Here is a 22347-nt window from a genome sequence, read left to right on the forward strand (position 1 = left end):
CCTCGAACCCCACCACCCCCATCCTGGTCACCGGCGGTAGCGGCACCCTCGGCGGGCACGTCGTCCCGCTGCTGCGGGCGGCCGGTCACCAGGTGCGGATCCTCACCCGGCGGCCCCCCTCCGCCGCGGACGACGGCGTCGAGTACGTCACCGGCGACCTCCTGACCGGTGAGGGCGTCGACGCCGCGGTCGGCGGTGTGCACACCGTCCTGCACCTGGCGGGCGGCCCGAAGGGCGACGACGAGGCGACCCGCACCCTGGTGCGCGCCGCCGCGCGGGCCGACGTACGGCACCTCGTGTACATCTCGGTCGTGGGCGCCGACGCCGTGCCGCTGGCCTGGCTGCGCACCAAGCTGGAGTCGGAGCGGGCGATCGCCGACTCGGGCATCGGCTGGACGGTGATGCGGGCGGCCCAGTTCCACGAGCTGACCCTGACCATGATCGAGAAGATGGTCCGGCTGCCGGTCCTCCCGGCCCCGGGCGGACTGCGCCTCCAGCCCGTCGCCGCCCGCGAGGTCGCCGGACGCCTGGTGGAACTGACCCTGGCGGAGCCGTCCGGCCGGGTCCCCGACATGACGGGCCCCGAGGTCCACGACCTGGCCGCGCTGGCGGGCTCCTACCGCGAGGTCCACGGCCGCCGTCGGCGCCCGAGGCTGCCGGTGCGCATTCCCGGCAAGGCGGGGCGCGCGTACCGCTCCGGCGCCAACCTCACGTTGGCGGGGGCGCTGGTCGCCAAGCTGACCTGGGCGGAGTTCCTGGCGGAACGGGCGGGCCGCGGCCGGTGACGGCTCCCCGGCGCCGCTCACCCGGCTGGTCAGCGGCGCCGCAGCGAGGGGTCGAGGAGCGCGGGCGTGGCGTCGAACTTCTCGTGCGCCGCCAGGTCCGTGCCGGGGGCGACGATCGCGTCGATCGCGTCGAGGACGTCGTCGGAGAGCACGGTGTCCGCGGCGGCGAGCTGCGCGCGCAGGTGGTCCAGGGTCCGGGGCCCGACGAGCGCGGCGGTGACGGCCGGATGGGCGGTCACGAAACCGAGCGCGAGCTGGATCATGGTGAGTCCGGCCTCGTCCGCGACCGCGGCCAGCTTCTCGACGGCGTCGATGCGGGCCCGGTTGGCGGGCAGCGAGGTGTCGAACCGCTCCGGCAGGACCGACGAACGGTGCGTGGCGATCTCCCGTCCCGCCCGGACCGCCCCCGACAGCCACCCCGAGGCCAGCGGGCTCCACACCAGCACCCCGAGCCCGTACCGCTCGGTCACGGGCAGCACGTGGCTCTCGGCCCCGCGCTGGAGGACGGAGTAACTGGGCTGCTCGGTGACGTACCGGCCCAGGTGGTGCTCGCGGGCGGCCCACTGCGCCTCGACGATGCGGTACGCGGGGAAGGTCGAGGAGCCGAAGTAGCGGATCTTCCCCGCGCGCTGGAGGTCGGTGAGGGCGGACAGCGTCTCCTCGTCGCTGGTGTCCGGGTCCCAGCGGTGGATCTGGTAGAGGTCGACGTGGTCGACGCCGAGCCGGCGCAGGCTGTTGTCCAGCTCGGTGACCAGCCAGCGGCGCGAGGCGCCCTTGTGGTTGGGTTCGTCGCTCATCGGCATGTACGCCTTCGTGGCCAGCACGATGTCCTCGCGGCGGCCTGCGATTGCCTTGCCGACCATCTCCTCGGACTCGCCGCCGCTGTACCAGTCGGCGGTGTCGATGAGGTTGATCCCTGCCTCCAGGGCGGCGTCGACGAGGGCGGTGGCCTCCTCCTGGGTGGTGCGTCCGATGCTGCCGAAGTTCATGGCGCCGAGCGCGAGCGAACTGACCTGCACGCCGGTGCGGCCCAAGGTGCGGTACTGCATGACGAATTCCTCCGGACGGGGGAGACGGGGGGCATGACTTGGTCGCGGGTCCGCTGCTCTGGCATCATGGAAGGCCAAGTGGAACCCTGTCCCGTTTAACGATACGGAACAGTGTCCCGTTTAGCAACGCCGCTCGGCGTCGGCGGAGGGAATGGCACGGTGAAGGACGGCCAAGAGGTCACGAGGGACGGCTCGGGCGCCGCGGGGCACGCGGCCCGCCCCAAGCGCGCGGACGCGCGGCGCAACGAGAAGACGCTGCTCGACGCGGCCGCCGCGGTGTTCGTACGGTCGGGCGTGGAAGCCCCCGTCCGCGACATCGCGGCCGAGGCCGGCGTCGGAACGGCCACGATCTACCGCCACTTCCCGACCCGGGCCGACCTGATCATCGGCGTCTACCGGCACCAGGTGGAGGCGTGCGCCGAGGCGGGCCCCGCCCTGCTGGCGAGCGCCCCGACGCCGTACGACGCGCTCGCGCGCTGGATCGACCTCTTCGTCGACTTCCTGGTCACCAAACACGGCCTGGCCGGGGTCCTCCAGTACGACAACGCGGGTTTCGAGGCCCTGCACACGTACTTCCTCGACCGCCTGGTCCCGGTGTGCACCGACCTCCTGGACGCCGCGTCCGCCGCCGGGGAGATCCACTCCGACGTACGCGCCATCGCCCTCATGCGCGGCGTCGGCAACCTGTGCATCGGCGCGGAGAACGACCCGCGCTACGACGCGCGGCAGCTGGTGGGGCTGCTGATCGGGGGGTTGCGGGGGAGGGACTGAAACGGGGGCTCAGCCCGTGTGCCGCTCCAGGCTCCGTCGACCGAGCCGCGGTGCTCGACTTCGGTACCCCGCCCCCCCTTGGCCTCAGGTGCGCCGCACCTCAGTCCTGGTGAGCGGCCACCCGAGTCCACAGTGAGAGGTCACTGCTCGTCGCGACGGCGAGCGTCTGCCCGGAAGGCGAGAAACCGACCGCCCGGATCTCGGAGTAGGAGGCGTGGAAGATGTGCCACCATCGCTCCCCGTGCGGACCGGCGTGGGGCAGGCCCCCGTCGCGGGACAGCAGAACCCGGTCGTTGGGCCAAGCCGGGGTGACGACCTCCAAGGTCCAACCGTCCCCGGTGGTGCGGTGAAGCCCTCCGCCGAAGAGCCCGGCGATGTGCACGCGGCTGCCGACGACGGGTCCCAGTCCAGGGCAGGTCAGATCCGGGACCAGGTCGGGTGTGTCGTCCTCAGGGTCAGGCTCACGGTTCCTGGCGATCTTCTCCCCTGTGACCGCCTCGAAGAGACCGTGCCCGTCGTGGGAGACGACCATCACGAGATCGAGGCCGCTGTCGGGATGCGCGGCGAACCCGACCCCGAGCAGCCCACCGACCGGTGTGAACGCTACGGGCCGCCAAGGATCGGGTGCCGGCACCACGGGCGCCGCGAGAAGCCGGTCTCGCATGGCCCGCTGGTACTCCGAGAGTTCCGGCTCACGCGCCGTCGGCGGCTCGGCCTGACCCACCTCTTCCGTCTGCTTCAGCATGCCTGCCATGATCCGCGACCACGCGGCCTCAACCAACGGAGTCGTCGGTGCTCACCGACAAACGCACGCCCAAGCAGTCCGTGAAGGCGGCTTGTTGACCCATGTCAAGCCATGTTCACAGTCCTCTGCGGCCGAGTACGGGGCGGGATGAGAGGTGTGAAGGAGGGTCAGTGAGCATTGCGGGCCGGTACGGCCCTGGAGGGCGTCTCACGTGTCCCGTCCGCACGCTGTCATGCGGAAGCCACCACCTCGCCGGCCATGATCCGGGGAGGGTTGGGAAGCAGCGAGGCAAGGTTGTCCCGCACGAAGTCCGCGGCACTCGAGATCGATTCGTCGGCACCGGCCCGGTCCTGGAAGACGCTGGTCGAGACCATCACTCCGTCCCCGGCATCGATCCAGTAGTAGGCGACGAAACCGGAGACCTGGCGCATGAGCGGCACGAACCCCTCGTTCACGAGCCGTGCGGCCTCGGCCGGGTCGGTCACCCCTTCGTACCGCCGGACTGCTGCGTACATCACCAAGCTCCTCACGGCGTTCCGGGCTCGTCCTCTGCTGAGACGTCGTACCTCTGCGACGGCTGCCCGGCTCGTGAAGCCTCCGGCAATCACCTGAAGGGCCGCCTCGGGTGATCCGAACGGCGGTCGCCGGCCCGGGCACACCGCCCTGCGTACGTCCGCCACGGGAAGGCACTGACGTGGAGTGGAGCACGGCCTGGAATCGCTGGGTGCCCTCGGGTGTTGCACGGGAAGGGCAAGGGTGGCCGGTGTGTGAGCCGGGTGGCCCGAGTGATCTAGATGACTGGTATTGGAGGGCCACCATGGCTGCGCAGACACAGAGGGCCGTGCTCGCGGGCGGATGCTTCTGGGGGATGGAGGAGCTGATCCGCCGGCTTCCCGGCGTCACCGCGACCCGGGTCGGTTACACCGGGGGAGACGTGCCGAACGCGACGTATCGCAACCACGGCACCCACGCGGAGGCCATCGAGATCCTCTACGACCCGGAGCAGACCGACTACCGCGCGCTGCTGGAGTTCTTCTTCCAGATCCACGACCCGAGCACCAAGAACCGCCAGGGCAACGACATCGGGCTCAGCTACCGCTCGGCGATCTACTACGTCGACGACGAGCAGAAGCGGATCGCCGAGGACACGATCGCGGACGTGGACGCCTCCGGCCTGTGGCCCGGCAAGGTCGTCACCGAGGTGGAGCCGGTCGGGCCCTTCTGGGAGGCCGAGCCCGAGCACCAGGACTACCTGCAGCGCTACCCCGACGGCTACACCTGCCACTTCCCGCGGCCGGGGTGGCGGCTGCCGGTGCGCGCCGACGGATGAGCGGTTGACCGGCGGTCGAGTGGTCGACAGCCCGGCCCTCCAGTCGGGGGGCCGGGCTGTCGACCGTCACTGGGGGAGGGTCGCCGGGCTGCCGCCGTTCGCCTCGTAGCCCGCCACCGCGAGCGCGCGGTAGACCGCGAACTCCGCCGCCGGGTCGCTGGACAGGGTCCAGGGCAGGGCGCCGACGTGGCCGTCGATCACTATCAGCTGGTTCATGGCCTCGGCCCAGCGCTCGCCGCGGACCAGGAAGAAGACCAGCAGGTGGCGGACGTGCGCCTGCATCGGGTCGTCCGGGCGGGCCGAGTGCACCGCGTGCAGGGCGCCGTGGACGGCCTTGGTGACGACCTCGCTCTGGTAGAAGCCGCTGACCAGGTTGACCTCGGGCATGTGCTCGAAGACGGCGAAGAGCGGCATCGCCGCGAGGAGGGAACCGCGCGGGGCGCGGGCCGCGGCCGCCTCCGCGAAGGAGTACGCCAGGTCGCGCGAGCCGTGCCACTTCTCGCACCAGTAGTGCAGGGCCGCCAGGTGCGCGCCCATGTGGTTCGGGGCGCGGTCCAGGATCTTCAGCCAGAGCTGTTCGAAGTCCTCGCGCGGATAGCCGAGGCCACGGGCCACCGACAGCTCGACGATGTACGGGATCGGATCCCCGGGGGCCAGCAGCGCCGCCTCCGAGCAGGCCGACTTCGCCTCCTCCATGATGATCCGGAAGTCGTCCGTGCCCGGCGTCGCCGTCCGCCAGGCCTGCTGCACCAGGAACTCGGCGTGCACCGCCGCCCCGCCCGCGTCCTTCGGCGCCTCGGCCCGCCACACCCGCAGCCACTGCCCGCCCGGTGTGTCCCCGACACCGCCCGGCCGCTGCCGCAGCTCCAGCGACGCGGCACCCGCGAAGGCCTGCACCCGCTGCCAGCGCCGCTCGCTCTCCGCCTCCGTGCCCGCGAGGAGCTGCTGCGCCCCCCGGTAGTCCTGCGTGCGCTGCACCAGGTCCAGGACTTCCAGCAGGTCCTGGTCGGGCCCTGGCATGCGGATGTCCAGCTCCTCCTCCAGGGCGAAGCCGTAGTTCGCGGGGTCCGCGGCGTCCGGGTGGCCGGGGGACACCAGACCGACCGCGCCTCGCCGGCGCCGCAGAACGGGGAGCAGCACCACGCACAGCATGGCCAGTGCCATCAGGACCCAGAGAATCTCCATGTCTCAAGCGAACCAGACGCCGCCGACAATTGGCCAACCTGTCCCCCGCCCTGTGGAAAACGCGCGAAGCCCGTCGCGCCGCTACCCTCGGTGCCCATGAGCGACAGGCACATCAGTCAGCACTTCGAGACGCTCGCGATTCACGCGGGCAACACCGCCGATCCCCTGACGGGCGCGGTCGTCCCGCCGATCTATCAGGTGTCGACCTACAAGCAGGACGGCGTCGGCGGACTGCGCGGCGGCTACGAGTACAGCCGCAGCGCCAACCCGACCCGCACGGCCCTGGAGGAGAACCTCGCGGCCCTGGAGGGCGGCCGCCGCGGTCTCGCGTTCGCGTCCGGACTGGCGGCCGAGGACTGCCTGTTGCGCGCGCTGCTGCGGCCCGGCGACCACGTGGTGATCCCGAACGACGCGTACGGCGGCACGTTCCGGCTCTTCGCCAAGGTCGCCACCCGGTGGGGCGTGGAATGGTCCGTGGCCGACTCGAGCGACCCCGCCGCCGTGCGGGCCGCGATCACCCCGAAGACCAAGGCCGTGTGGGTGGAGACGCCCTCCAACCCGCTGCTCGGGATCACCGACATCGCGGCCGTCGCCCAGGTCGCCCGCGACGCCGGCGCCCGGCTCGTCGTCGACAACACCTTCGCCACGCCGTATCTCCAGCAGCCGCTGGCACTCGGCGCGGACGTCGTCGTGCACTCGCTCACCAAGTACATGGGCGGCCACTCGGACGTCGTCGGCGGCGCGCTGATCGTGAACGACCAGGAGCTGGGCGAGGAACTGGCGTTCCACCAGAACGCGATGGGCGCGGTCGCCGGGCCCTTCGACTCCTGGCTGGTGCTGCGCGGCACCAAGACCCTCGCCGTGCGCATGGACCGGCACAGCGAGAACGCGGTCAAGGTCGCCGACATGCTCTCCCGGCACGCGCGCGTGACGAGCGTCCTGTACCCGGGCCTCCCGGAGCACCCGGGCCACGAGATCGCCGCCAAGCAGATGAAGGCGTTCGGCGGCATGGTCTCGTTCCGCGTCGAGGGCGGCGAGCAGGCGGCCGTCGAGGTCTGCAACCGCGCGAAGGTGTTCACGCTCGGCGAGTCCCTGGGCGGCGTCGAGTCGCTGATCGAGCACCCCGGGCGGATGACGCACGCCGCCGCCGCGGGCTCGGCCCTGGAGGTGCCCGCCGACCTGGTGCGGCTGTCGGTCGGCATCGAGAACGTCGACGACCTGCTGGCGGACCTCCAGCAGGCCCTGGGCTAGCCCCTGGTCCGGGGGCTCACCAGCCCTCCCAGCCCGTCACGGGTGGGGTCGTCTCCGACGGCGGCTCCACCCAGGGCCGCGCGGTCAGCGCCCACACGGTGAACGCCACGACCGCGGCGCACAGCAGCAGCCACATCGCGCGGCGGGCGGCCGCCCGCCGCCGCAGCATGCGGCCGCCGCGGCGCACGGCGTCCGCGTACAGCTCCGGCGGCACGCGCGGTGGCGACTTCTCCATGATCCGCCGGGCGGCGGCCTCCCGCCGCGCGCGGTTCACCGCCCCCTCCTGACGCACCACACGCGCGTACCGGCGGCGGTCCCGCCGGACAGGTGGGACTCGCCGGGCTCGCAGGCCGTTCCCGCCCCGTCCCCGCCCCTCACGGCGTGGCCGCCTTCGCCTTCGCCCCCACCGGACGGGCCGGTGTGGCGGGCGGACGCAGCAGGGTGGCCGTCGCCCGGTCGCAGATCGTGCGTACGCGCTCCACGGGCAGGCCGAGCAGCGCGGCCGCCTGTTCCTCGGCGACGCCCTCGTACAGCCTGAGGACCAGGATGAGGCGTTCCTGAGGGGTGAGCGCGCCCAGCGGGCCCACGGGTCGCCGCCGGGGCCGGACCAGGCCGCCGTGCCGGTGCCAGGCACCGCGGGCGAAGCGGGCTGCCAGATACTGCCGGGCCCGGTCGTACGGGTCCTCGCCGTGCAGCCGGTCCCAGGACGCGTACGTGTGGGCGAGGGACAGCGACAGCAGCCGCCGCGCGCGCGGGTTGGCGTCCGGCGCCTCGGCCGTCAGCAGGGTGGCGGCCTGCAGCAGCCGCCCCGCCGCGCCCGCGACGAACGCCTCGAACTCCCGGGCCCGGCGGGCATTGTGAGACACATGCCGTTCTCGCACCGCGCCTCCCGCCCAGACGGCGACGACCCCTGAGGTCTCATATCAGGCCAGGGGTGCCCCGTCGGTCAAGAGTTCGGTCCGAACCGCGCGGTAAAGCCGTTGCGGGCGCCTCAGGAGCCCGACGGCGAGTCCTGCCCCGCCATGCCCGCAGGGGCCATACGGGCGGACAGGGCGCCGTTGAAGCGCGCGAGGAGCGCGCAGAACGCCTCGCGCTCCTCCGGCGCCCAGTCGTGGGTCAGCTCGGCCATCAGCTGACGCCGGGAGGAGCGGACCTCCTCCAGCCGCGTCTCGCCGCGCGGGGACAGCTGGAGCACCACCGCGCGTCCGTCCTCCGGGTGCGACGTCCTCTTGACCAGGCCCGTGTCCACGAGCGGAGCAACCTGACGGGTGACCGTGGAGGAGTCGATCCCCATGCTCGCGGCCAGTGCCTTCACGCCCATCGGGCCCTCTTTGTCGAGGCGGTTGAGCAGCAGGTAGGCGGCGCGGTCCATGGAGTTGCGGACCTGCCCGACCCCGCCGAGCCGGGTCTGTTCGGCACGACGGGCGAAGAGCGCGACCTCGTGCTGGAGCGTCTCGAGAAGACCGGGGTCACCGGCGGTCGTCATGTCCATCGACATTTCAGGTGTTGTGGGCATGGCCGGGGGCTCACTTCGTGGAGGGCTGCTAATTGGGGGACAGGGTACGCGGCCGGGGGGCAGGGCGTACCGGCGCTGCCCAAAAGCAGGTCTCGGAGGTTGGTCACAACGGCCCCGGGCCCCCGTGAACTGCGATGCTGGAGGCATGAGCTACAGCACGGCCGCCCTCGTCGGACCCGTCACCCTCGACGACGTGCGCGGGGCGCAGAAGATGCTCTCGGGCGTGGCGCGGGTGACGGCGATGGAGGGCAGCAGGCACCTGTCCCAGCTGGTCGGCTCGCCGGTGCACCTCAAGTGCGAGAACCTCCAGCGGACGGGCTCGTTCAAGCTGCGCGGCGCCTACGTCCGGATCGCCGGGCTGCTCCCCGAGCAGCGGGCCGCCGGGGTGGTCGCGGCGAGCGCCGGCAACCACGCGCAGGGCGTGGCCCTGGCGTCGTCGCTGCTCGGCGTGCGTTCGACGGTGTTCATGCCGAAGGGCGCCCCGCTGCCGAAGATCAGCGCGACCCGGGACTACGGCGCCGAGGTGCGGCTGCACGGCCAGGTGGTCGACGAGACGCTGGCCGCGGCGCAGGAGTACGCGGAGCGGACCGGCGCGGTGTTCATCCACCCCTTCGACCATCCCGACGTCATCGCGGGCCAGGGGACGGTCGGGCTGGAGATCCTGGAGCAGTGCCCCGAGGTGCGGACCGTCGTGGTCGGGATCGGAGGGGGAGGGCTGGTGGCCGGCATCGCGGTCGCCGTGAAGGCGCTGCGGCCGGACGTGCGGATCGTGGGTGTGCAGGCGGAGGGCGCGGCGGCCTATCCGCCCTCGCTGGCCGCCGGGCGCCCGGTGGCGGTCGACCACCCCGTGACGATGGCCGACGGCATCAAGGTGGGGCGGCCGGGCGACGTGCCGTTCGGCATCGTCGGCGAGCTGGTGGACGAGGTCCGCACGGTCTCGGAGGACGAGCTGTCCACGGCTCTGCTGCTCTGCCTGGAGCGGGCCAAGCTCGTCGTGGAGCCGGCCGGTGCGAGTCCGGTGGCGGCGCTGCTCAGCGATCCCGGGTCGTTCGAGGGCCCCGTCGCGGCGGTGCTGTCCGGGGGCAACGTGGACCCCGTGCTGATGCAGGGCGTGCTGCGGCACGGCATGGCCGCGCAGGGCCGCTACCTGGCGGTCCGGCTGCGGCTGACGGACCGTCCCGGCGCCCTGGCCACGCTTCTCGGGGTGTTGTCAGTGGTCGACGCCAACGTCCTCGACGTGAGCCACGTACGGACCGATCCACGGCTCGGGCTCACGGAGGCGGAGGTCGAGCTGCACCTGGAGACGAAGGGCCCGGAGCACTGTGCCGAGGTCGGCAGGGCGCTGCGGGAGGCCGGCTACCCCGTCATCGGCTGAGGCGGATCCCGGAGCCGCGGGATCCGAGGGCCTGGGGGATCCGGAAGGGTCGGCCACCACTTGTCACTCGTTCGTGTAAGTAGATGGTGAGACGCGATACATCGCGTTATGGTGTGTCTCGTAATTCGCTCGCTGAGCGCGGCGAAATCCATAAACCTAGGCTTTCCGAAGCATCCCCGACGACGTGGAGACTCATATGCCAGGCGCCATCTATGCCGAAGGCCTGGTCAAGACTTTCGGTGACGTAAGGGCTCTGGACGGCGTCGACCTGGACGTTCCCGAGGGCACGGTCCTGGGCCTGCTCGGGCCGAACGGCGCGGGCAAGACCACCGCCGTCCGCTGCCTCACGACGCTGTTGCGCCCCGACAGCGGCAGGGCCGTCGTCGCGGGCATCGACGTGCTCAAGCGGCCCAACGACGTCCGGCGTTCCATCGGCCTCTCCGGCCAGTTCGCCGCGGTCGACGAGTACCTGACCGGCCGGGAGAACCTCCAGATGGTCGGCCAGCTCTACCAGATGCGGTCCAAGGCCGCGAAGGCCAGGGCGGTCGAGCTGCTGGAGCAGTTCCACCTCACCGATGCCGCCGACCGTCCCACGAAGACCTACTCCGGAGGCATGCGCCGCCGGCTCGACCTGGCGGCGGCCCTGGTGGTCTCCCCGCCCGTCATGTTCATGGACGAGCCGACCACCGGCCTCGACCCGCGCAACCGCCAGGAGCTGTGGGAGGTCATCAAGCAGCTGGTCTCCGGCGGTACGACCCTGCTGCTGACCACGCAGTATCTGGAGGAGGCCGACCACCTCGCGCACGACATCGCGGTGGTCGACCACGGCCGCGTCATCGCCCGCGGCACCTCCGACCAGCTCAAGGCCCGCACTGGCGGCGAGCGCGTCGAGGTCGTCGTCCACGAGCGCGACCACATGGGGACGGCCGCCGAGGTGCTCGCCGGATTCGGCAAGGGCTCGACCACCGTCGAGGAGCACACCCGCAAGCTCACCGTTCCCGTCACCGGCGGCGCGAAGCTGCTCGCCGAGGTCATCCGCGAACTCGACGTCCGCGGCATCGAGATCGACGACATCGGCCTGCGCCGCCCCACCCTGGACGACGTCTTCCTCTCCCTCACCGGCCACGTGGCCGAGGTCGAGGCCGAGGACGCCGGCGACGGCCAGGCCCCGACGGCCGACGCCGGCCACAAGGACAAGAAGGAGGCCGCCAAGTGAGCGCCGCCACCGAAGCCGCGCCGGCCGGGGCAAGCACCAACCCCGTCGGGGCGTCCGTCCGGGACTCCCTGGTCATCGCCCGGAGAAACCTGATCCGGATGACCAGGATTCCCGAGATGATCCTTTTTGGGGTCATCCAGCCAGTTATGTTCGTGGTCCTGTTCACCTACGTCTTCGGGGGGTCGATCGCCATTCCGGGCGCCGGTGTCAGCGCCGGTGCCTACAAGGAATTCCTGATGGCCGGCATCTTCGCCCAGACCGTCACCTTCGCCACGGCAGGTGCGGGCGCGGGCATCGCCGACGACATGCACAAGGGGCTGATCGACCGCTTCCGGTCGCTACCGATGGCGCGCGGCGCGGTGCTCACTGGCCGGACGCTCGCCGACTTGGTGCAGACGGCTGTGACACTGGCCGTGCTGGCGGGAGTTGCGCTGATCGTCGGCTGGCGCACGCACGAGAACATCGCGAGCGTCCTGGCGGGCTTCGCCCTGCTCCTCCTGCTCGGCTACGCGTTCACATGGATCGGCGCACTGATCGGCCTGACCGTGCGGACCCCCGAGGCGGCGACCTCGGGCGGACTGATCTGGCTGTTCCCGCTGACGTTCATCTCGAACGCGTTCGTGCCGGTCAACGGCATGCCGAAGTTCCTCCAGTACGTCGCCGAGTGGAACCCGTTCAGTGCCACGGTGGCGGCGGCGCGCGAGCTGTTCGGCAACACGATCGAGGGCGTTCCGAAGTCGGTCACCGGAGCCTGGCCGATGGAACATCCGGTCCTGGCCTCGGTGATCTGGTCCGTCCTGATCATTGCGGTCTTCCGGACCCTGGCGGTGCGCAAGTACCGTAAGGCGGCAGTCTGAGCGGGATGTCAGGTGGCGTCTGACATGCATCAGAAGAACGGCAAGGGGCGCAGAGCGCAGTCGGCTCTGCGCCCCTTGCCGTGCGCGATGTCAGCAGAACAGCTTGTACTTCGTGCTGCCCGTCCACTTCGTCTTGCCCTTGTAGACGACAGCGGCATACGTCGTCATGTTGCCGCACGCCGGCTTCTTCACGGACACCCTGTGGGTGCCGGCGTTGAGCGACTTGCAGCCGGACGCGACCGTGATATCCGGGGTGTACGGGTGCTGGGTGTTGAGGTAGACGCAGAGCTTGGTGCCGACCGGGTTCGGTCCCCACAGGGTCGCCGAGGCGTAGACCCTGCCACCAGACAGGTAGGGAACGTTGGCTTTGGCGGTCACCTGGGGGCCGGCTTGGGCCGAGAATGCCGTGCCCATCACCAGGGCCGCCGCTGCCGCGCCCGTTCCGAGCGCCTTCGTCAATACCTTGATCAGGATCAACCCCTTGTTCATCGACAGCCTCGTTGCGCCTCTTGGCGCTCGGTCGGGACCTGACGCTACGTAGCGTCGCCGTACGAACACAGGAGATTTCAGGCCCTCAACGGGTGGTTTCAGATGCTTGCGGGCGCAGTTGGTGGGGCAGGCGCCGGCGTTGGAACGCCTTCGTGGACTCCAGCCAGATGACCTCCTGGCTCCGGCACATCGCCGAGTGGAACCCGTTCAGCGCCACCGTGCAGGCCTGCGGCGAGCTGTTCGGCAACCCGGGCGTCGTGCAGTCGGACGCCTGGCCCATGCGGCATCCCGTCTGGGCCCCGGTGATGTGGTCCGCCCTGATCGTCGTGGTCTTCAGGACCCTGGCGGTGCGCAAGCACCGCTCGGCCGCCTCATGACGAAGAGCCCCCGGCGTCACCAGGACACCGGGGGCTCGCCAGAAGGCAAGGCGGATCAGCCGTCGTAAGGCTCGGCCTTGAGGATCTTCACGGAGGCCGGCTTGCCGTTGGGCAGCTCGTACTGCGCGTCCTCGCCGACCTTGTGGCCGATGACGCCCGAGCCCAGCGGGGACTGCGGCGAGTAGGTCTCGATGTCCGAGCTCGCGTACTCCCGCGAGGCGAGCAGAAAGGTCAGCGTGTCGTCCTCGTCGCCGTCGAACGCGATCGTGACGACCATGCCGGGGGCCACCGCGCCGTTCGCGGCCGGGGCCTCGCCCACCTTGGCGCTTTCGAGCAGCTGGGTCAGCTGGCGCACGCGGAGCTCCTGCTTGCCCTGCTCCTCCTTCGCCGCGTGGTACCCGCCGTTCTCACGGAGGTCACCCTCCTCACGGGCCGCGGCGATCTTGGCAGAGATCTCGGTGCGCGCGGGACCAGTAAGGTATTCAAGCTCCTCCTTGAGCTTGTTGTACGCCTCCTGGGTCAGCCAGGTGACGTTCTCGCTGGTCTGGGTCACGGGTGCTCCTCGTTGGTACTGGGAATACAAATCAACGCCCTACCCAGAAGGATGTTCCTTCACGGAAGGGCGAAACCACGAGCCTAACAATTCAGTGGCCAAAGGGGGAGGACATAAGCCGCCAGATTCCTGTCATCGCAGGTGGGAGCCCATGGATTCGTGCTGACGTTCGCCGTCAGGTCACTCCGGGTGGCAGCCGAGCAGCTCGGCCGACGTGCCCGCGGCCTTCGTCCGCAGCGTGACGACCCTGTCGATGCGTGTGCCGTCCCCGTCGAAGCGGAAGTCGGCCCGGCCGACCTCGTCGCCGTCCTCCGCCTGGGAGCGGACCGTGCAGTAGCCGGTGACACCGGCGTCCTTGCGGACCTCCAGGTGCACCTGCACCGAGTCCTCGGCGAGCTCGAAGCCGATCAGCTCGCCACTGATCTTGTTCTGACCGACGTAGTGGTAGCCGAACCAGCCGATCACGGCGAGGAGGACGGCACCGAGCACGGCGCCCACGACCTTGAGCGTGCGGTCGGCCCGTTCGTCCGAGGAGCGGCCGTAGCGGCCCTCGGGCCTTCGCGTCGTGGCCGTGCTCATGATCGTCCTCTCGGCAGGAGCCGGTCTTCCCGGGCCCCGGAATTATTCGGCTCCCGATTCGGTCACTATAGAAGCCTCCGATTGCGCCGATGCACACGGGCGCCGACTGACCCGAGGATTGAGTCTTGACTGAGCAGCTGCGGCTGATGGCCGTTCACGCCCACCCCGACGACGAGTCGAGCAAGGGCGCGGCCACCATGGCGAAGTACGTGTCCGAGGGGGTGGACGTGCTGGTGGTGACCTGCACGGGCGGGGAACGCGGCTCCATCCTCAACCCCAAGCTCCAGGGCGACCCGTACATCGAGGAGAACATCCACGAGGTGCGCAGGAAGGAGATGGACGAGGCCCGGGAGATCCTGGGCGTCAAGCAGGAGTGGCTCGGCTTCGTCGACTCCGGCCTGCCCGAGGGCGACCCGCTGCCGCCGCTGCCGGACGGCTGCTTCGCCCTGGAGGACGTCGACAAGGCGGCCGGTGAGCTGGTGCGGAAGATCCGCTCCTTCCGGCCGCAGGTGATCACCACCTACGACGAGAACGGCGGGTACCCGCATCCCGACCACATCATGACCCACAAGATCACGATGGTGGCGTTCGAGGGCGCGGCCGACACCGAGAAGTACCCGGAGGCCGAGTACGGCACGGCGTACCAGCCGGTGAAGGTGTACTACAACCAGGGCTTCAACCGCCCCCGCACCGAGGCCCTGCACCACGCGCTGCTGGACCGCGGACTGGAGTCGCCCTACGAGGACTGGCTCAAGCGCTGGTCGGAGTTCGAGCGCAAGGAGCGCACGCTCACCACGCACGTGCCCTGCGCGGACTTCTTCGAGATCCGTGACAAGGCGCTGATCGCCCACGCCACGCAGATCGACCCCGACGGGGGCTGGTTCCGGGTGCCGATGGAGATCCAGAAGGAGGTCTGGCCCACCGAGGAGTACGAGCTGGCGAAGTCCCTCGTCGATACCTCCCTCCCCGAGGACGACCTCTTCGCGGGCGTCCGGGACAATGCCTGACATGAGTGCAAGCGCAAGCCTGGCAATGACGCACCTCGTCACCCTCGCCGAACTCGACGAGGACAAGGTCACCCCCGGTGTCCTCGGCTTCATCGTCTTCGCGGTGATGGCCCTGGCGGTGTGGGCCCTGATGAAGTCCATGACCCGCCACATGGGCAAGGTCGACTTCAAGGAGGCCCCCGACCCCGAGACCCGGACCGCCGGCGGCGAGCGGCCGGAGCCCCGGCAGGGCTAGCGGCGGCCGGGGGCGGCGCCCCCGGTCACGACCGCGCCGTCACCGCCACCCCCATGACCTCGCGGGCGTGGCGGTTCGGGACCATGCCCAGGCGCCAGGCCTGCCAGCCCGACTCCAGCTGGACGCCGCGTTCCAGCAGCAGCTGGTAGGCGTCGACGTACTCGTCGAGCAACGCGTCCCGCGCCGGGTGCCCGGCCCGGGACAGCTGGGCCAGCTCCTCCTGCGCCACCGCCGTGCCGACCTCCACCCCGCCCGGGGCCGCGTACGGCAGCAGTGTGCAGCGCAGGAAGCGGGCCCAGTCCTCCCCGCGCCGGTCGCCGTACGCGGCGAACAGGGCGGCGGCCTCGTCGCACAGCCCCAGTGCCTGCGGCGTACGGGCGTTGCCCGCGTCCACCACCGCCAGCTCCAGGCAGGTCCACGCCTCGCCGTGGCCGACGCCGATGCGCTGGAAGTCGGCGCGCGCGTCCACCAGGAGCTGCCGGGCGAAACCGGAGTTGCGCAGCGAGCCGGTCTGCGCGGCGCGCTGGTCGCGGGTGACCCGCGCCGAGTGGTGCCGGGCGCAGGCGAGGCCGTACACGTCCCGCATCCGGGAGAACATGGTGCGGGAGCGTTCCAGCTCGCGCACCGACTGGTCCAGGTCGCCCGTCTCCTCCAGCGCCTGGCCCACGTAGTAGACCGTCCACGCCTCGCCGCGGGCGTCCTCGTTGTCCCGGTGCCGGGCCGCCGCGCGCCGCAGCTCGTCGACCGCCTCGGAGGCCTCCCCGTCCACCAGCCGGGCCCGCGCCAGCTGGGTCAGCGCCCAGGCCTCACCGCGGGCGTCCTGGGTCCGGCCGTACAGCTCCAGGGCCGCCCGCAGGTCCGACTCCGCGCGCGGTACGTCGCCCATGCGCAGGTGCAGCTGCCCGAGCTGGAAGTGGGCCCACGCCTGACCGTGCAGCGACTCGCCCGCCCGGTGCAGCACCAGTGACTCGGTGAGCAGGTCCATGGCCTCCGCCAGCCGGGCCCGGTCGCGCTGCACCGCCGCCAGCGCGTGCAGCGTCCACGCCCGGTCCGTGTCCAGCTCGGGCGCGGCCTGGAGGTCGAGCGCCTCCCGCAGCTTCGCCGCCGCGTCGGTCAGGTTGCCCTGGTGGTGCAGCGTGATGCCCAGCGAGCACAGGGCACGGGCCGCGCCCGCGTCGTGATGCGCCTCCCGGTACAGGTCGACCACGGAGGCCAGCGTGGTGCGCGCCTTGTCCAGCTCGCCGAGCTGCCGGGCCGCGATGCCGGTGCGCCACTGCACCGAACGCACCAGCAGCCCCTGGTCCACGGACTGCGCCAGCTCGCTGATCTCACCCAGCCGGTAGAGGTCGCCGCGCAGCAGGCAGTAGTCGCACAGCGCGCCCAGCAGGTTCAGCACCGCGCCCTGGTCGACGCCCTCCGCGTGTCTGAGCGCCGCCGTGATGAAGCTCGACTCGTCGTCCAGCCAGCGCAGCGCCTCGTCCAGGGACGTGAAGCCGTACTGCCCGAACTGGTTCGAGCGGGTCGACATGTTGCCGTCGACCAGCCGCAGCACCGAGTCGGCCAGCTCGCCGTAGTTGGCGATCAGCCGTTCCTGCGCCGCCGTCCGCTCGCCGGGCTCCTCCTCGTCGGCGAGCCGGGCGCGGGCGAAGGCGCGGACGACGTCGTGCAGCCGGTAGCGGCTGCCCCGGACGTGGTCGAGCAGGCCCGCCCGGGACAGCGCCGTCAGCTGCTTGGTCGCCTCGGTCTCGTCCGTGGCCAGCAGCGCGGCGGCGGCCGCGGCCCCCATCGAGGTGCGGCCCGCCAGTGCCAGCCGGCGCAGCAGCCGCCGGGCCGGCTCCGGCTGGTCGGTGTAGCGCAGCCACAGCGCGCGCTCGACCGGCTCCACCGGCCCGTACGCGCCCAGGTCGGCCGCCAGGGCGCGCGGCGAGCGCGGGCCGAGCGACGACCCGGCGACCCGCAGCGCCAGCGGCAGCCCGCCGCACAGCTCCCGGATCCGGTCGCCGGCTTCGGCGTCGTACGGCCCCGAGGCGTCCTGTGCGGCGGCGCCCAGCAGCTCCTCGGCGCCCGCCGCGTCCAGCGCCTCGACCGGCAGCGCGTACACGTGCGCGGGCAGGTCCGGCGGCAGTGCCAGCGGCTTCCGCGAGGTGACCAGCACCAGGCTGTCGGACCGCTCCGGCACCAGGGTGCGCACCTGCTCGGGGTCCGCGGCGTCGTCCAGGACCACGGTGACCGGTACGCCCGTCAGATGCTGGTGGTACAGCTCGCTCAGCCGCTTGACCTGCTGGTCCGCGGAGGAACGCTCGCGGAAGAGCAGCTGTTCGCGCGGCGCCCCGAGCCGGTTGAGCAGATGCAGCAGGGCGTCCCGGGTGTTGAGCGGCGCCTCGCCCCCCGACGCGGCGCCGTCGCCGCGCAGGTCGACCAGGCAGGCCCCGCGGAAGTAGTCGCGCAGGTCGTGGACGGCGCGCACCGCGAGCGTCGTACGGCCGCTGCCGGGCGCCCCGTGCAGCACCACCACCGTCGGCTTCGTCTCGGTGCTCGCGCGGGCCGCCTGCACCCACTGCCGCAGCTGGGCCATCTCCCGCCTGCGGCCGGCGAACGCCGCTCCCGGCTCGGGCAGTTGACCGAACGACTGCTCCAGCGCGCTGCGCCCCCGGGCCGCCGCGCTCTTGTCGGCGCCCCGCAGTTTCGGGCCGGTCTTGGCCGGAGCGGTGGACGCGGCGAGCATCCGCTGCTGGTCCAGGAAGGGCCGGATGCCGCGCACTTCCAGGGCGGTGAGCCACTGCAGCCGCAGCTGCTCGGGCCCGCCGGGCTGGCTGACGGCACCGGCACGGTGGTGGGCGGCCGGCAGGTGGGACCCGACCACCTTCAGCACGGTCGCCGCGGCGCCGACGACGCCGACGGCCACGCCCGCGCCCACCGCGGTGCCGGTGCCGGTGCCGAGCGCCACGTCGGCCACCACCGCGGCGACCGCCGCGACGGCGGCGACCAGCAAGGGGGTGCCGGCGCCCTCACGGGCGTACCGCTGCCGGAAGGTGAGCTGGCCGGCCGCCGCCTCGTCGAGGGCTCGGGTGTAGGCGTCGTACTCCTCGGCGGACGTGCCCGCCATCGCGTCCAGTGCCGCACGGGCCCGGGAGAGCAGCACGTTCCCGTCCGTACGTCCGCCCGAACGCCGTACCTCCTCCTCCACGGCCCGCCTCAGCAGTCCCTCGGCCTCTGCACGATGACTGTCCCGCATGTCGCGCCCCCTCCGGCGGCATCCGCGTCCTCCCGGGTGCCCCGGTGGTGACCCAGGAGCCCCAGGGACCCTCCCGGCCCCATCCCCGGGTCCTTCCCAGGTTGTGCGTGGGTCAAGTGTGCTGCGTTGGGGAGAGCCTGGGGAGAGGCCCGTACGAGGTGGGGCGGTACGGCGCGGCGGCGGGCGCGCCCGGCAGGCGTCGTAGTGGGCGGCGAGTGCGGAACACGAGTGGGACTCGTACACGCGCGTATGAATGCCCGGAGGTCCACGCCTGGACGTCTCGACCGCGCGCGTCGTCAGCGGACCCCTCAGGAATGCGGAGCGCCACCGTCCGCCGCCAGACGCGTGAGCCACTCACGCAGCAGGTGCTGCTCGGCCTCGGTCAGGACGTCCGCGTCGCCGGGGAGGGCGGCGCGCAGCGCACGGGCTGCCGCGGCGGAGCCGGACTCCGCGGCGGGGACCGTCGGTTCGGCGCGTGTGACGGCCGCGACCATGGACTCGCGCAGGACGGTCAACAGTGCCGGGTTGCGGCGGTCCGCGGGGGTGGAGTGCCAGGTGGTGACCGCCCCCTGGCCGGTCGCCCGGATGATCTGGGCCGCCAGTTCCTCGTCGACCCGCAGCCAGCCTCCGGCCGCCAGCCGCCGCACCCGCCCGTGGAGGATCTCCAGGCCCGCGCGGTGTGCCGCGTCCGATCCCCGGCCCGCGGCCCGGTTCATCACCGCGAACAAGCCACGACGACCTCGCCGAGGCCACGGCGGCCATCCTCCTCGAAGAGGGACGCTTCGAGGGTCCCACCCCACCGCTCACCGGCCCGGCGGCGCTCGACTTCGACACCGTCGCCGAGATCGCGTCCCGGGCCACCGGGCGGCCCCTCACCCGCACGGTCGTCCCCGACGACGCCTACCGCGAGCAGGTCCTGGCGCACGGCGCCCCGGCCCCGATCGCCGACCTGATGCTGAGCATCTTCGCCGCGGCGCGCAACGGCGAGTTCACCGCCGTCGACCCGACGCTGGCCGAACTCGTAGGACGAGAGCCCGCCGCCTTCCGCACCCAGCTGGAGCGTGCCTGGGCCGAGTAGACCCATGGCTCACGTGGTCGGAGCGCGGGTGGCGGACTCGATCAGATGGTCCACGACGTCGGTGATCCGGTGTCGCTCCCGGTAGGCCCGCCGCTGCCGGTCGGCGCCGTTCCCGCCCGTGTCCAGGCGGGTGCGCGCCTCTCTCAGGAGCATCGACTCCGCTCGGTCCAAGGTGGGCAGGACCGTTTCCCAGAGCCGGTCGAGATGGGAGGCGGTGGATTCCAGGCGGTTCGTGCGCAGGTCGAGGCTGTGGCCGGCCAGGCCGTCACGGGCCGCACGCCAGCATGCCGCCCGCAGCACCTCCGGCTCGGGACGCTGCGCCTGCTGGTCACGTCCCGGTCCGGACAGCCAGTGGACGGCCAGCCCCCTGACGGCCGCGGCGAGCAGCAGGGTGTCGTGGACGGTGTGGCAGGCGTCGGCGACGCGGATCTCGAGGGTGGGCACGTGGTGGGAGGGGCGGATGTCCCAGTACAGGCCACCGCGGTCCATCACCGATCCGGTGGCCATCAGGCTGCTGACGAGGTCCTCGAAGTGGCTGGGCGACTCGAGGTACGGGGGTGGTCCGGCCACCGGCCAGCGCCACCGGGTCAGGGTGCGCCAGCTGGCGTATCCGGTGTCCTGGGCGTCCCAGTAGGGCGAGTTGGCGGTCAGGGCGATGAGCGCGGGCAGCCGGCAGCGCAGGTGGTTGCTCAGGCGCAGCGCGGTCGCCAGGTCGGGCACGCCGATGTGCACGTGGCAGGCGCACGCGGTCTGCTCGTGGTCCAGGGCGCGGAAGGTGGCGGAGCTCCGGGCGTAACGAGGGCCCGGGGTCAGGGGCGGCGGGGTGTGCTGGCCCAGGACGGGGGTGCCGCTGGAGACGGCGCGCAGACCGAGCCTTCCCGCCGCCTCCGCCACCGCACGGCGCGCGGCGGACAGCTGGTCGCCGAGGTCGGTCAGGCTGGTGTGCGGGTCGGTGCGGATCTCGACCTGGTAGCGCGTGAGTTCGGTGGTGACCCGGTCGCCCAGTTCGGCGCCCGTCAGTGCGACGACCTTGTCGGCCTTCGCGCTCAGGTGCCGGGTCACCGGGTCGACCAGCAGATACTCCTCCTCGATCCCGACGGTGAGCGGTACCGGTCCGCGCGCGGCCCGGCGGCGGGCGGCATCGGCGGTCGCCCGAGCGGTGCCCTGTGGCCACTTGTCGCTCTTCATGGTGAACAGACTGACACGTAGAGTGAGCCGAGACTCCGTTGATCGCCCATCGACCCGTCTGGGGGAAGTGCGTGCGGGAGGAAACCCAGGTACTCGTCGTCGGCGGCGGCCCGGCGGGATCGACCGCCGCCTCCTTTCTGGCCCGGCAAGGCATCGCGGTCACCCTGCTCGAGAAGGACCGGTTCCCCCGCTACCACGTCGGCGAGTCCCTTCTCCCCTCCCTGCTCCCGCTGTTGGACGCCATGGGGGCACGCGAGGCCGTCGAACGGCACGGCTTCGTCCGCAAGACGGGGGCCTTCTACGGCTGGGGCGGCCGGCAGTGGTCGCTGGGCTTCGACGAGCCCGGCCGGCCCGCCCCGTACAGCTTCCAGGTCGTCCGTTCGCAGTTCGACGAGCTTCTGCTGCGTCACGCGCAGCGGCAGGGAGCCGACGTCCGCGAGGCCACCTCCGTACGGCGCATCCACCTCACGGACGGCACGGCGCGGGCGGCCACCTGGACCACCGGCGACGGACACCGCGGCGAGATCGCCTTCCAGCACCTCGTCGACGCCTCCGGCCGCGCCGGAGTACTGGCCACCCGTCACCTCGGCAGCCGCCGCTTCCACGACGTCTTCCGCAACGTGGCCGCATGGGGCTACTGGCGAGACGCCCCACCCCTTCCCGAGGCACCCCAGGGGGCGATCGGCGTCTTCTCCCTGCCGGACCACGGCTGGCTGTGGGCCATCCCGCTGCACGACGGCACCCTCAGCGTCGGCCTGGTCACCGACAAGCACTCCTTCAAGCAGGCACGACGGCACACCGGCTCCACCGAAGCGGCCTACCACCAGGGCCTCACCCAGTGCCCGCTGCTCGCCCGCGTCCTGCGCGGGGCACGCCTGGTCTCGGAGCTGAAGGTCGAAAGCGACTACTCCTACGTCGCCGAGCGCTTCAGCGGCCCCGGCTACTTCCTCGCCGGTGATGCCGCCTGCTTCCTGGACCCACTGCTGTCGACCGGGGTCCACCTGGCCATGTACAGCGCCACCCTCAGTGCCGCCTGCACCGCCGGACTGCTGCGCGGAGACGTCGAGACCGATGCCGCCCACACCTTCTACGACACCGCCTACCGGCACGCCTACGAACGCCTCCTCATCCTGGTCAGCGCCTTCTACCGCATCCACGACGGCCGCAACTCGTACTTCCGCCGGGCACAGGCCCTCAGCCACCGCGACCAGGACCGACTGCGTCTGCACGAGTCCTTCCTGAACATCGTCACCGGCCTCGACGACCTGCACGACGCACAGCAGGACGCCGCGTCCCTGCTGCAGCGGCGACTCGCCCGGCCGCGCACCGGACGGCAGCACGGACTGGGCGGCCACGGCACCAGCGACATGGTGCCCCTGCCCACCACCGCCGACCGCGCCGCGGGAGGCCTCTACCTGACCCTCGACCCCCATCCCCGACTCCTGTCCGCGCCCTGACCGGAACGTGCCGGCCCGCTCGTGGCCGACACGTCCGAACGGTCCTTCCGCGGAAGTCGATCTCGCATC

23 protein-coding genes and 2 pseudogenes are annotated in these 22347 nt (G+C 71.8%); 12 read left to right on the forward strand and 13 right to left on the reverse strand.

Annotated elements, in window-relative coordinates; all coding sequences use genetic code 11:
- The coding region (locus DMH12_RS15930; RefSeq protein ID WP_312023937.1) for an NAD(P)H-binding protein at positions 1-785 on the forward strand (785 nt) is incomplete at its 5' end.
- A gap of 29 nt (positions 786-814) precedes the next feature.
- Here the strand turns inward: DMH12_RS15930 and DMH12_RS15935 are convergent.
- Positions 815-1834, reverse strand: coding sequence for an aldo/keto reductase (locus DMH12_RS15935; protein ID WP_125492237.1), 1020 nt, complete (start codon positions 1832-1834; stop codon positions 815-817).
- A 159-nt stretch (positions 1835-1993) separates the two neighbouring features.
- On the opposite strand from DMH12_RS15935, the gene DMH12_RS15940 reads away from it, so the two are divergent.
- Positions 1994-2605: a TetR/AcrR family transcriptional regulator gene (locus DMH12_RS15940; protein ID WP_125492238.1), complete on the forward strand. Its 612-nt coding sequence runs from the start codon at positions 1994-1996 to the stop codon at positions 2603-2605.
- A 100-nt stretch (positions 2606-2705) separates the two neighbouring features.
- Here DMH12_RS15940 and DMH12_RS15945 read toward each other — a convergent pair whose 3' ends face one another.
- Both DMH12_RS15945 and DMH12_RS15950 read right to left on the reverse strand, forming a co-directional pair.
- On the reverse strand, positions 2706-3350 hold the full coding sequence (locus DMH12_RS15945) for a hypothetical protein (RefSeq protein ID WP_125492239.1): 645 nt from the start codon (positions 3348-3350) through the stop codon (positions 2706-2708).
- Between the two features lie 230 nt (positions 3351-3580).
- On the reverse strand, positions 3581-3865 hold the full coding sequence (locus DMH12_RS15950) for a hypothetical protein (RefSeq protein WP_125492240.1): 285 nt from the start codon (positions 3863-3865) through the stop codon (positions 3581-3583).
- Positions 3866-4167: 302 nt separating this feature from the next.
- Between DMH12_RS15950 and msrA the strand changes: the two genes are divergently transcribed.
- A complete protein-coding gene (gene msrA / locus DMH12_RS15955; RefSeq protein WP_125492241.1) occupies positions 4168-4680 on the forward strand; it encodes a peptide-methionine (S)-S-oxide reductase MsrA in 513 nt (170 codons plus the stop codon).
- Between the two features lie 66 nt (positions 4681-4746).
- Here the strand turns inward: msrA and DMH12_RS15960 are convergent, their stop codons facing one another.
- Positions 4747-5865, reverse strand: a complete 1119-nt coding sequence (locus DMH12_RS15960; RefSeq protein ID WP_122615949.1) for a hypothetical protein — start codon at positions 5863-5865, stop codon at positions 4747-4749.
- Between the two features lie 96 nt (positions 5866-5961).
- On the opposite strand from DMH12_RS15960, the gene DMH12_RS15965 reads away from it, so the two are divergent.
- A complete protein-coding gene (locus DMH12_RS15965; protein ID WP_125492242.1) occupies positions 5962-7116 on the forward strand; it encodes a cystathionine gamma-synthase in 1155 nt (384 codons plus the stop codon).
- Positions 7117-7132: 16 nt separating this feature from the next.
- Here DMH12_RS15965 and DMH12_RS15970 read toward each other — a convergent pair whose 3' ends face one another.
- From DMH12_RS15970 to DMH12_RS15980, 3 genes are all read right to left on the reverse strand, one after another.
- A complete protein-coding gene (locus tag DMH12_RS15970) occupies positions 7133-7390 on the reverse strand; it encodes a hypothetical protein (RefSeq protein ID WP_125492243.1) in 258 nt (85 codons plus the stop codon).
- A gap of 100 nt (positions 7391-7490) precedes the next feature.
- Positions 7491-7997: a sigma factor-like helix-turn-helix DNA-binding protein gene (locus DMH12_RS15975; RefSeq protein ID WP_125492244.1), complete on the reverse strand. Its 507-nt coding sequence runs from the start codon at positions 7995-7997 to the stop codon at positions 7491-7493.
- 110 nt (positions 7998-8107) lie between these two features.
- Positions 8108-8614, reverse strand: coding sequence for a MarR family winged helix-turn-helix transcriptional regulator (locus DMH12_RS15980; RefSeq protein WP_185832345.1), 507 nt, complete (start codon positions 8612-8614; stop codon positions 8108-8110).
- Positions 8615-8777: 163 nt separating this feature from the next.
- Here DMH12_RS15980 and ilvA point away from each other — a divergent pair, with 163 nt between their 5' ends.
- From ilvA to DMH12_RS15995, 3 genes are all read left to right on the forward strand, one after another.
- Positions 8778-10007, forward strand: coding sequence for a threonine ammonia-lyase (gene ilvA / locus DMH12_RS15985; protein WP_125492245.1), 1230 nt, complete (start codon positions 8778-8780; stop codon positions 10005-10007).
- Between the two features lie 196 nt (positions 10008-10203).
- Positions 10204-11223: an ATP-binding cassette domain-containing protein gene (locus DMH12_RS15990; RefSeq protein WP_125492246.1), complete on the forward strand. Its 1020-nt coding sequence runs from the start codon at positions 10204-10206 to the stop codon at positions 11221-11223.
- Positions 11220-12080, forward strand: coding sequence for an ABC transporter permease (locus tag DMH12_RS15995; RefSeq protein ID WP_125492247.1), 861 nt, complete (start codon positions 11220-11222; stop codon positions 12078-12080). Before DMH12_RS15990 ends, DMH12_RS15995 begins: the two co-directional genes overlap by 4 nt.
- Before the next feature lie 90 nt (positions 12081-12170).
- Here DMH12_RS15995 and DMH12_RS16000 read toward each other — a convergent pair whose 3' ends face one another.
- On the reverse strand, positions 12171-12569 hold the full coding sequence (locus tag DMH12_RS16000; RefSeq protein WP_125492248.1) for a hypothetical protein: 399 nt from the start codon (positions 12567-12569) through the stop codon (positions 12171-12173).
- 143 nt (positions 12570-12712) lie between these two features.
- Here DMH12_RS16000 and DMH12_RS16005 point away from each other — a divergent pair.
- Positions 12713-12946: pseudogene (locus DMH12_RS16005) on the forward strand (ABC transporter permease); the annotation flags it as partial.
- A 55-nt stretch (positions 12947-13001) separates the two neighbouring features.
- On the opposite strand, the gene greA reads toward DMH12_RS16005, so the two are convergent.
- Together greA and DMH12_RS16015 are read right to left on the reverse strand one after the other, a co-directional pair.
- The gene (greA, locus tag DMH12_RS16010; protein WP_125492249.1) at positions 13002-13499 is read right to left on the reverse strand and encodes a transcription elongation factor GreA; all 498 of its coding nucleotides are present in this window, start codon (positions 13497-13499) and stop codon (positions 13002-13004) included.
- Positions 13500-13679: 180 nt separating this feature from the next.
- Entirely contained in the window at positions 13680-14078 is a 399-nt protein-coding gene (locus DMH12_RS16015; RefSeq protein WP_125492250.1) for a DUF4307 domain-containing protein, read from the reverse strand.
- A gap of 146 nt (positions 14079-14224) precedes the next feature.
- On the opposite strand from DMH12_RS16015, the gene mca reads away from it, so the two are divergent.
- The gene (mca, locus tag DMH12_RS16020; RefSeq protein ID WP_185832346.1) at positions 14225-15085 is read left to right on the forward strand and encodes a mycothiol conjugate amidase Mca; all 861 of its coding nucleotides are present in this window, start codon (positions 14225-14227) and stop codon (positions 15083-15085) included.
- Entirely contained in the window at positions 15078-15320 is a 243-nt protein-coding gene (locus DMH12_RS16025; RefSeq protein ID WP_185832343.1) for a hypothetical protein, read from the forward strand. The genes mca and DMH12_RS16025 overlap by 8 nt, the downstream gene beginning before the upstream one ends.
- 25 nt (positions 15321-15345) lie before the next feature.
- Here DMH12_RS16025 and DMH12_RS16030 read toward each other — a convergent pair whose 3' ends face one another.
- Positions 15346-18555 (reverse strand): tetratricopeptide repeat protein, encoded by a 3210-nt coding sequence (locus DMH12_RS16030; RefSeq protein WP_125492253.1) that lies wholly within the window; start codon positions 18553-18555, stop codon positions 15346-15348.
- A gap of 308 nt (positions 18556-18863) precedes the next feature.
- Positions 18864-19292 (reverse strand): annotated as a pseudogene (locus tag DMH12_RS16035) (TetR family transcriptional regulator); the annotation flags it as partial.
- Between DMH12_RS16035 and DMH12_RS16040 the strand changes: the two are divergent.
- Complete coding sequence (locus DMH12_RS16040; protein ID WP_260474222.1) at positions 19235-19633, forward strand: hypothetical protein; 399 nt, start codon at positions 19235-19237, stop codon at positions 19631-19633. The pseudogene DMH12_RS16035 and the gene DMH12_RS16040 sit on opposite strands and share 58 nt — an antisense overlap.
- 9 nt (positions 19634-19642) lie before the next feature.
- On the opposite strand, the gene DMH12_RS16045 is transcribed toward DMH12_RS16040, so the two are convergent.
- Positions 19643-20821, reverse strand: a complete 1179-nt coding sequence (locus DMH12_RS16045; RefSeq protein WP_125492254.1) for a glutamate--cysteine ligase — start codon at positions 20819-20821, stop codon at positions 19643-19645.
- A 71-nt stretch (positions 20822-20892) separates the two neighbouring features.
- Here DMH12_RS16045 and DMH12_RS16050 point away from each other — a divergent pair, with 71 nt between their 5' ends.
- A complete protein-coding gene (locus DMH12_RS16050; protein ID WP_125492255.1) occupies positions 20893-22278 on the forward strand; it encodes an NAD(P)/FAD-dependent oxidoreductase in 1386 nt (461 codons plus the stop codon).
- Positions 22279-22347 lie beyond the last annotated feature (69 nt).

This window comes from Streptomyces sp. WAC 04229, from assembly GCF_003947455.1.
Lineage (GTDB): Bacteria > Actinomycetota > Actinomycetes > Streptomycetales > Streptomycetaceae > Streptomyces.

Bases quoted from the DNA above. Each gene is read 5' to 3' on its own strand.
- DMH12_RS15935 (WP_125492237.1), bottom strand. From the start codon at position 1,834: ATGCAGTACCGCACCTTGGGCCGCACCGGCGTGCAGGTCAGTTCGCTC.
- DMH12_RS15945 (WP_125492239.1), bottom strand. From the start codon at position 3,350: ATGCTGAAGCAGACGGAAGAGGTGGGTCAGGCCGAGCCGCCGACGGCG.
- DMH12_RS15950 (WP_125492240.1), bottom strand. From the start codon at position 3,865: ATGTACGCAGCAGTCCGGCGGTACGAAGGGGTGACCGACCCGGCCGAG.
- msrA (WP_125492241.1), top strand. From the start codon at position 4,168: ATGGCTGCGCAGACACAGAGGGCCGTGCTCGCGGGCGGATGCTTCTGG.
- DMH12_RS15960 (WP_122615949.1), bottom strand. From the start codon at position 5,865: ATGGAGATTCTCTGGGTCCTGATGGCACTGGCCATGCTGTGCGTGGTG.
- DMH12_RS15965 (WP_125492242.1), top strand. From the start codon at position 5,962: ATGAGCGACAGGCACATCAGTCAGCACTTCGAGACGCTCGCGATTCAC.
- DMH12_RS15980 (WP_185832345.1), bottom strand. From the start codon at position 8,614: ATGTCGATGGACATGACGACCGCCGGTGACCCCGGTCTTCTCGAGACG.
- ilvA (WP_125492245.1), top strand. From the start codon at position 8,778: ATGAGCTACAGCACGGCCGCCCTCGTCGGACCCGTCACCCTCGACGAC.
- DMH12_RS15990 (WP_125492246.1), top strand. From the start codon at position 10,204: ATGCCAGGCGCCATCTATGCCGAAGGCCTGGTCAAGACTTTCGGTGAC.
- DMH12_RS16000 (WP_125492248.1), bottom strand. From the start codon at position 12,569: ATGAACAAGGGGTTGATCCTGATCAAGGTATTGACGAAGGCGCTCGGA.
- DMH12_RS16015 (WP_125492250.1), bottom strand. From the start codon at position 14,078: ATGAGCACGGCCACGACGCGAAGGCCCGAGGGCCGCTACGGCCGCTCC.
- mca (WP_185832346.1), top strand. From the start codon at position 14,225: ATGGCCGTTCACGCCCACCCCGACGACGAGTCGAGCAAGGGCGCGGCC.
- DMH12_RS16025 (WP_185832343.1), top strand. From the start codon at position 15,078: ATGCCTGACATGAGTGCAAGCGCAAGCCTGGCAATGACGCACCTCGTC.
- DMH12_RS16030 (WP_125492253.1), bottom strand. From the start codon at position 18,555: ATGCGGGACAGTCATCGTGCAGAGGCCGAGGGACTGCTGAGGCGGGCC.
- DMH12_RS16045 (WP_125492254.1), bottom strand. From the start codon at position 20,821: ATGAAGAGCGACAAGTGGCCACAGGGCACCGCTCGGGCGACCGCCGAT.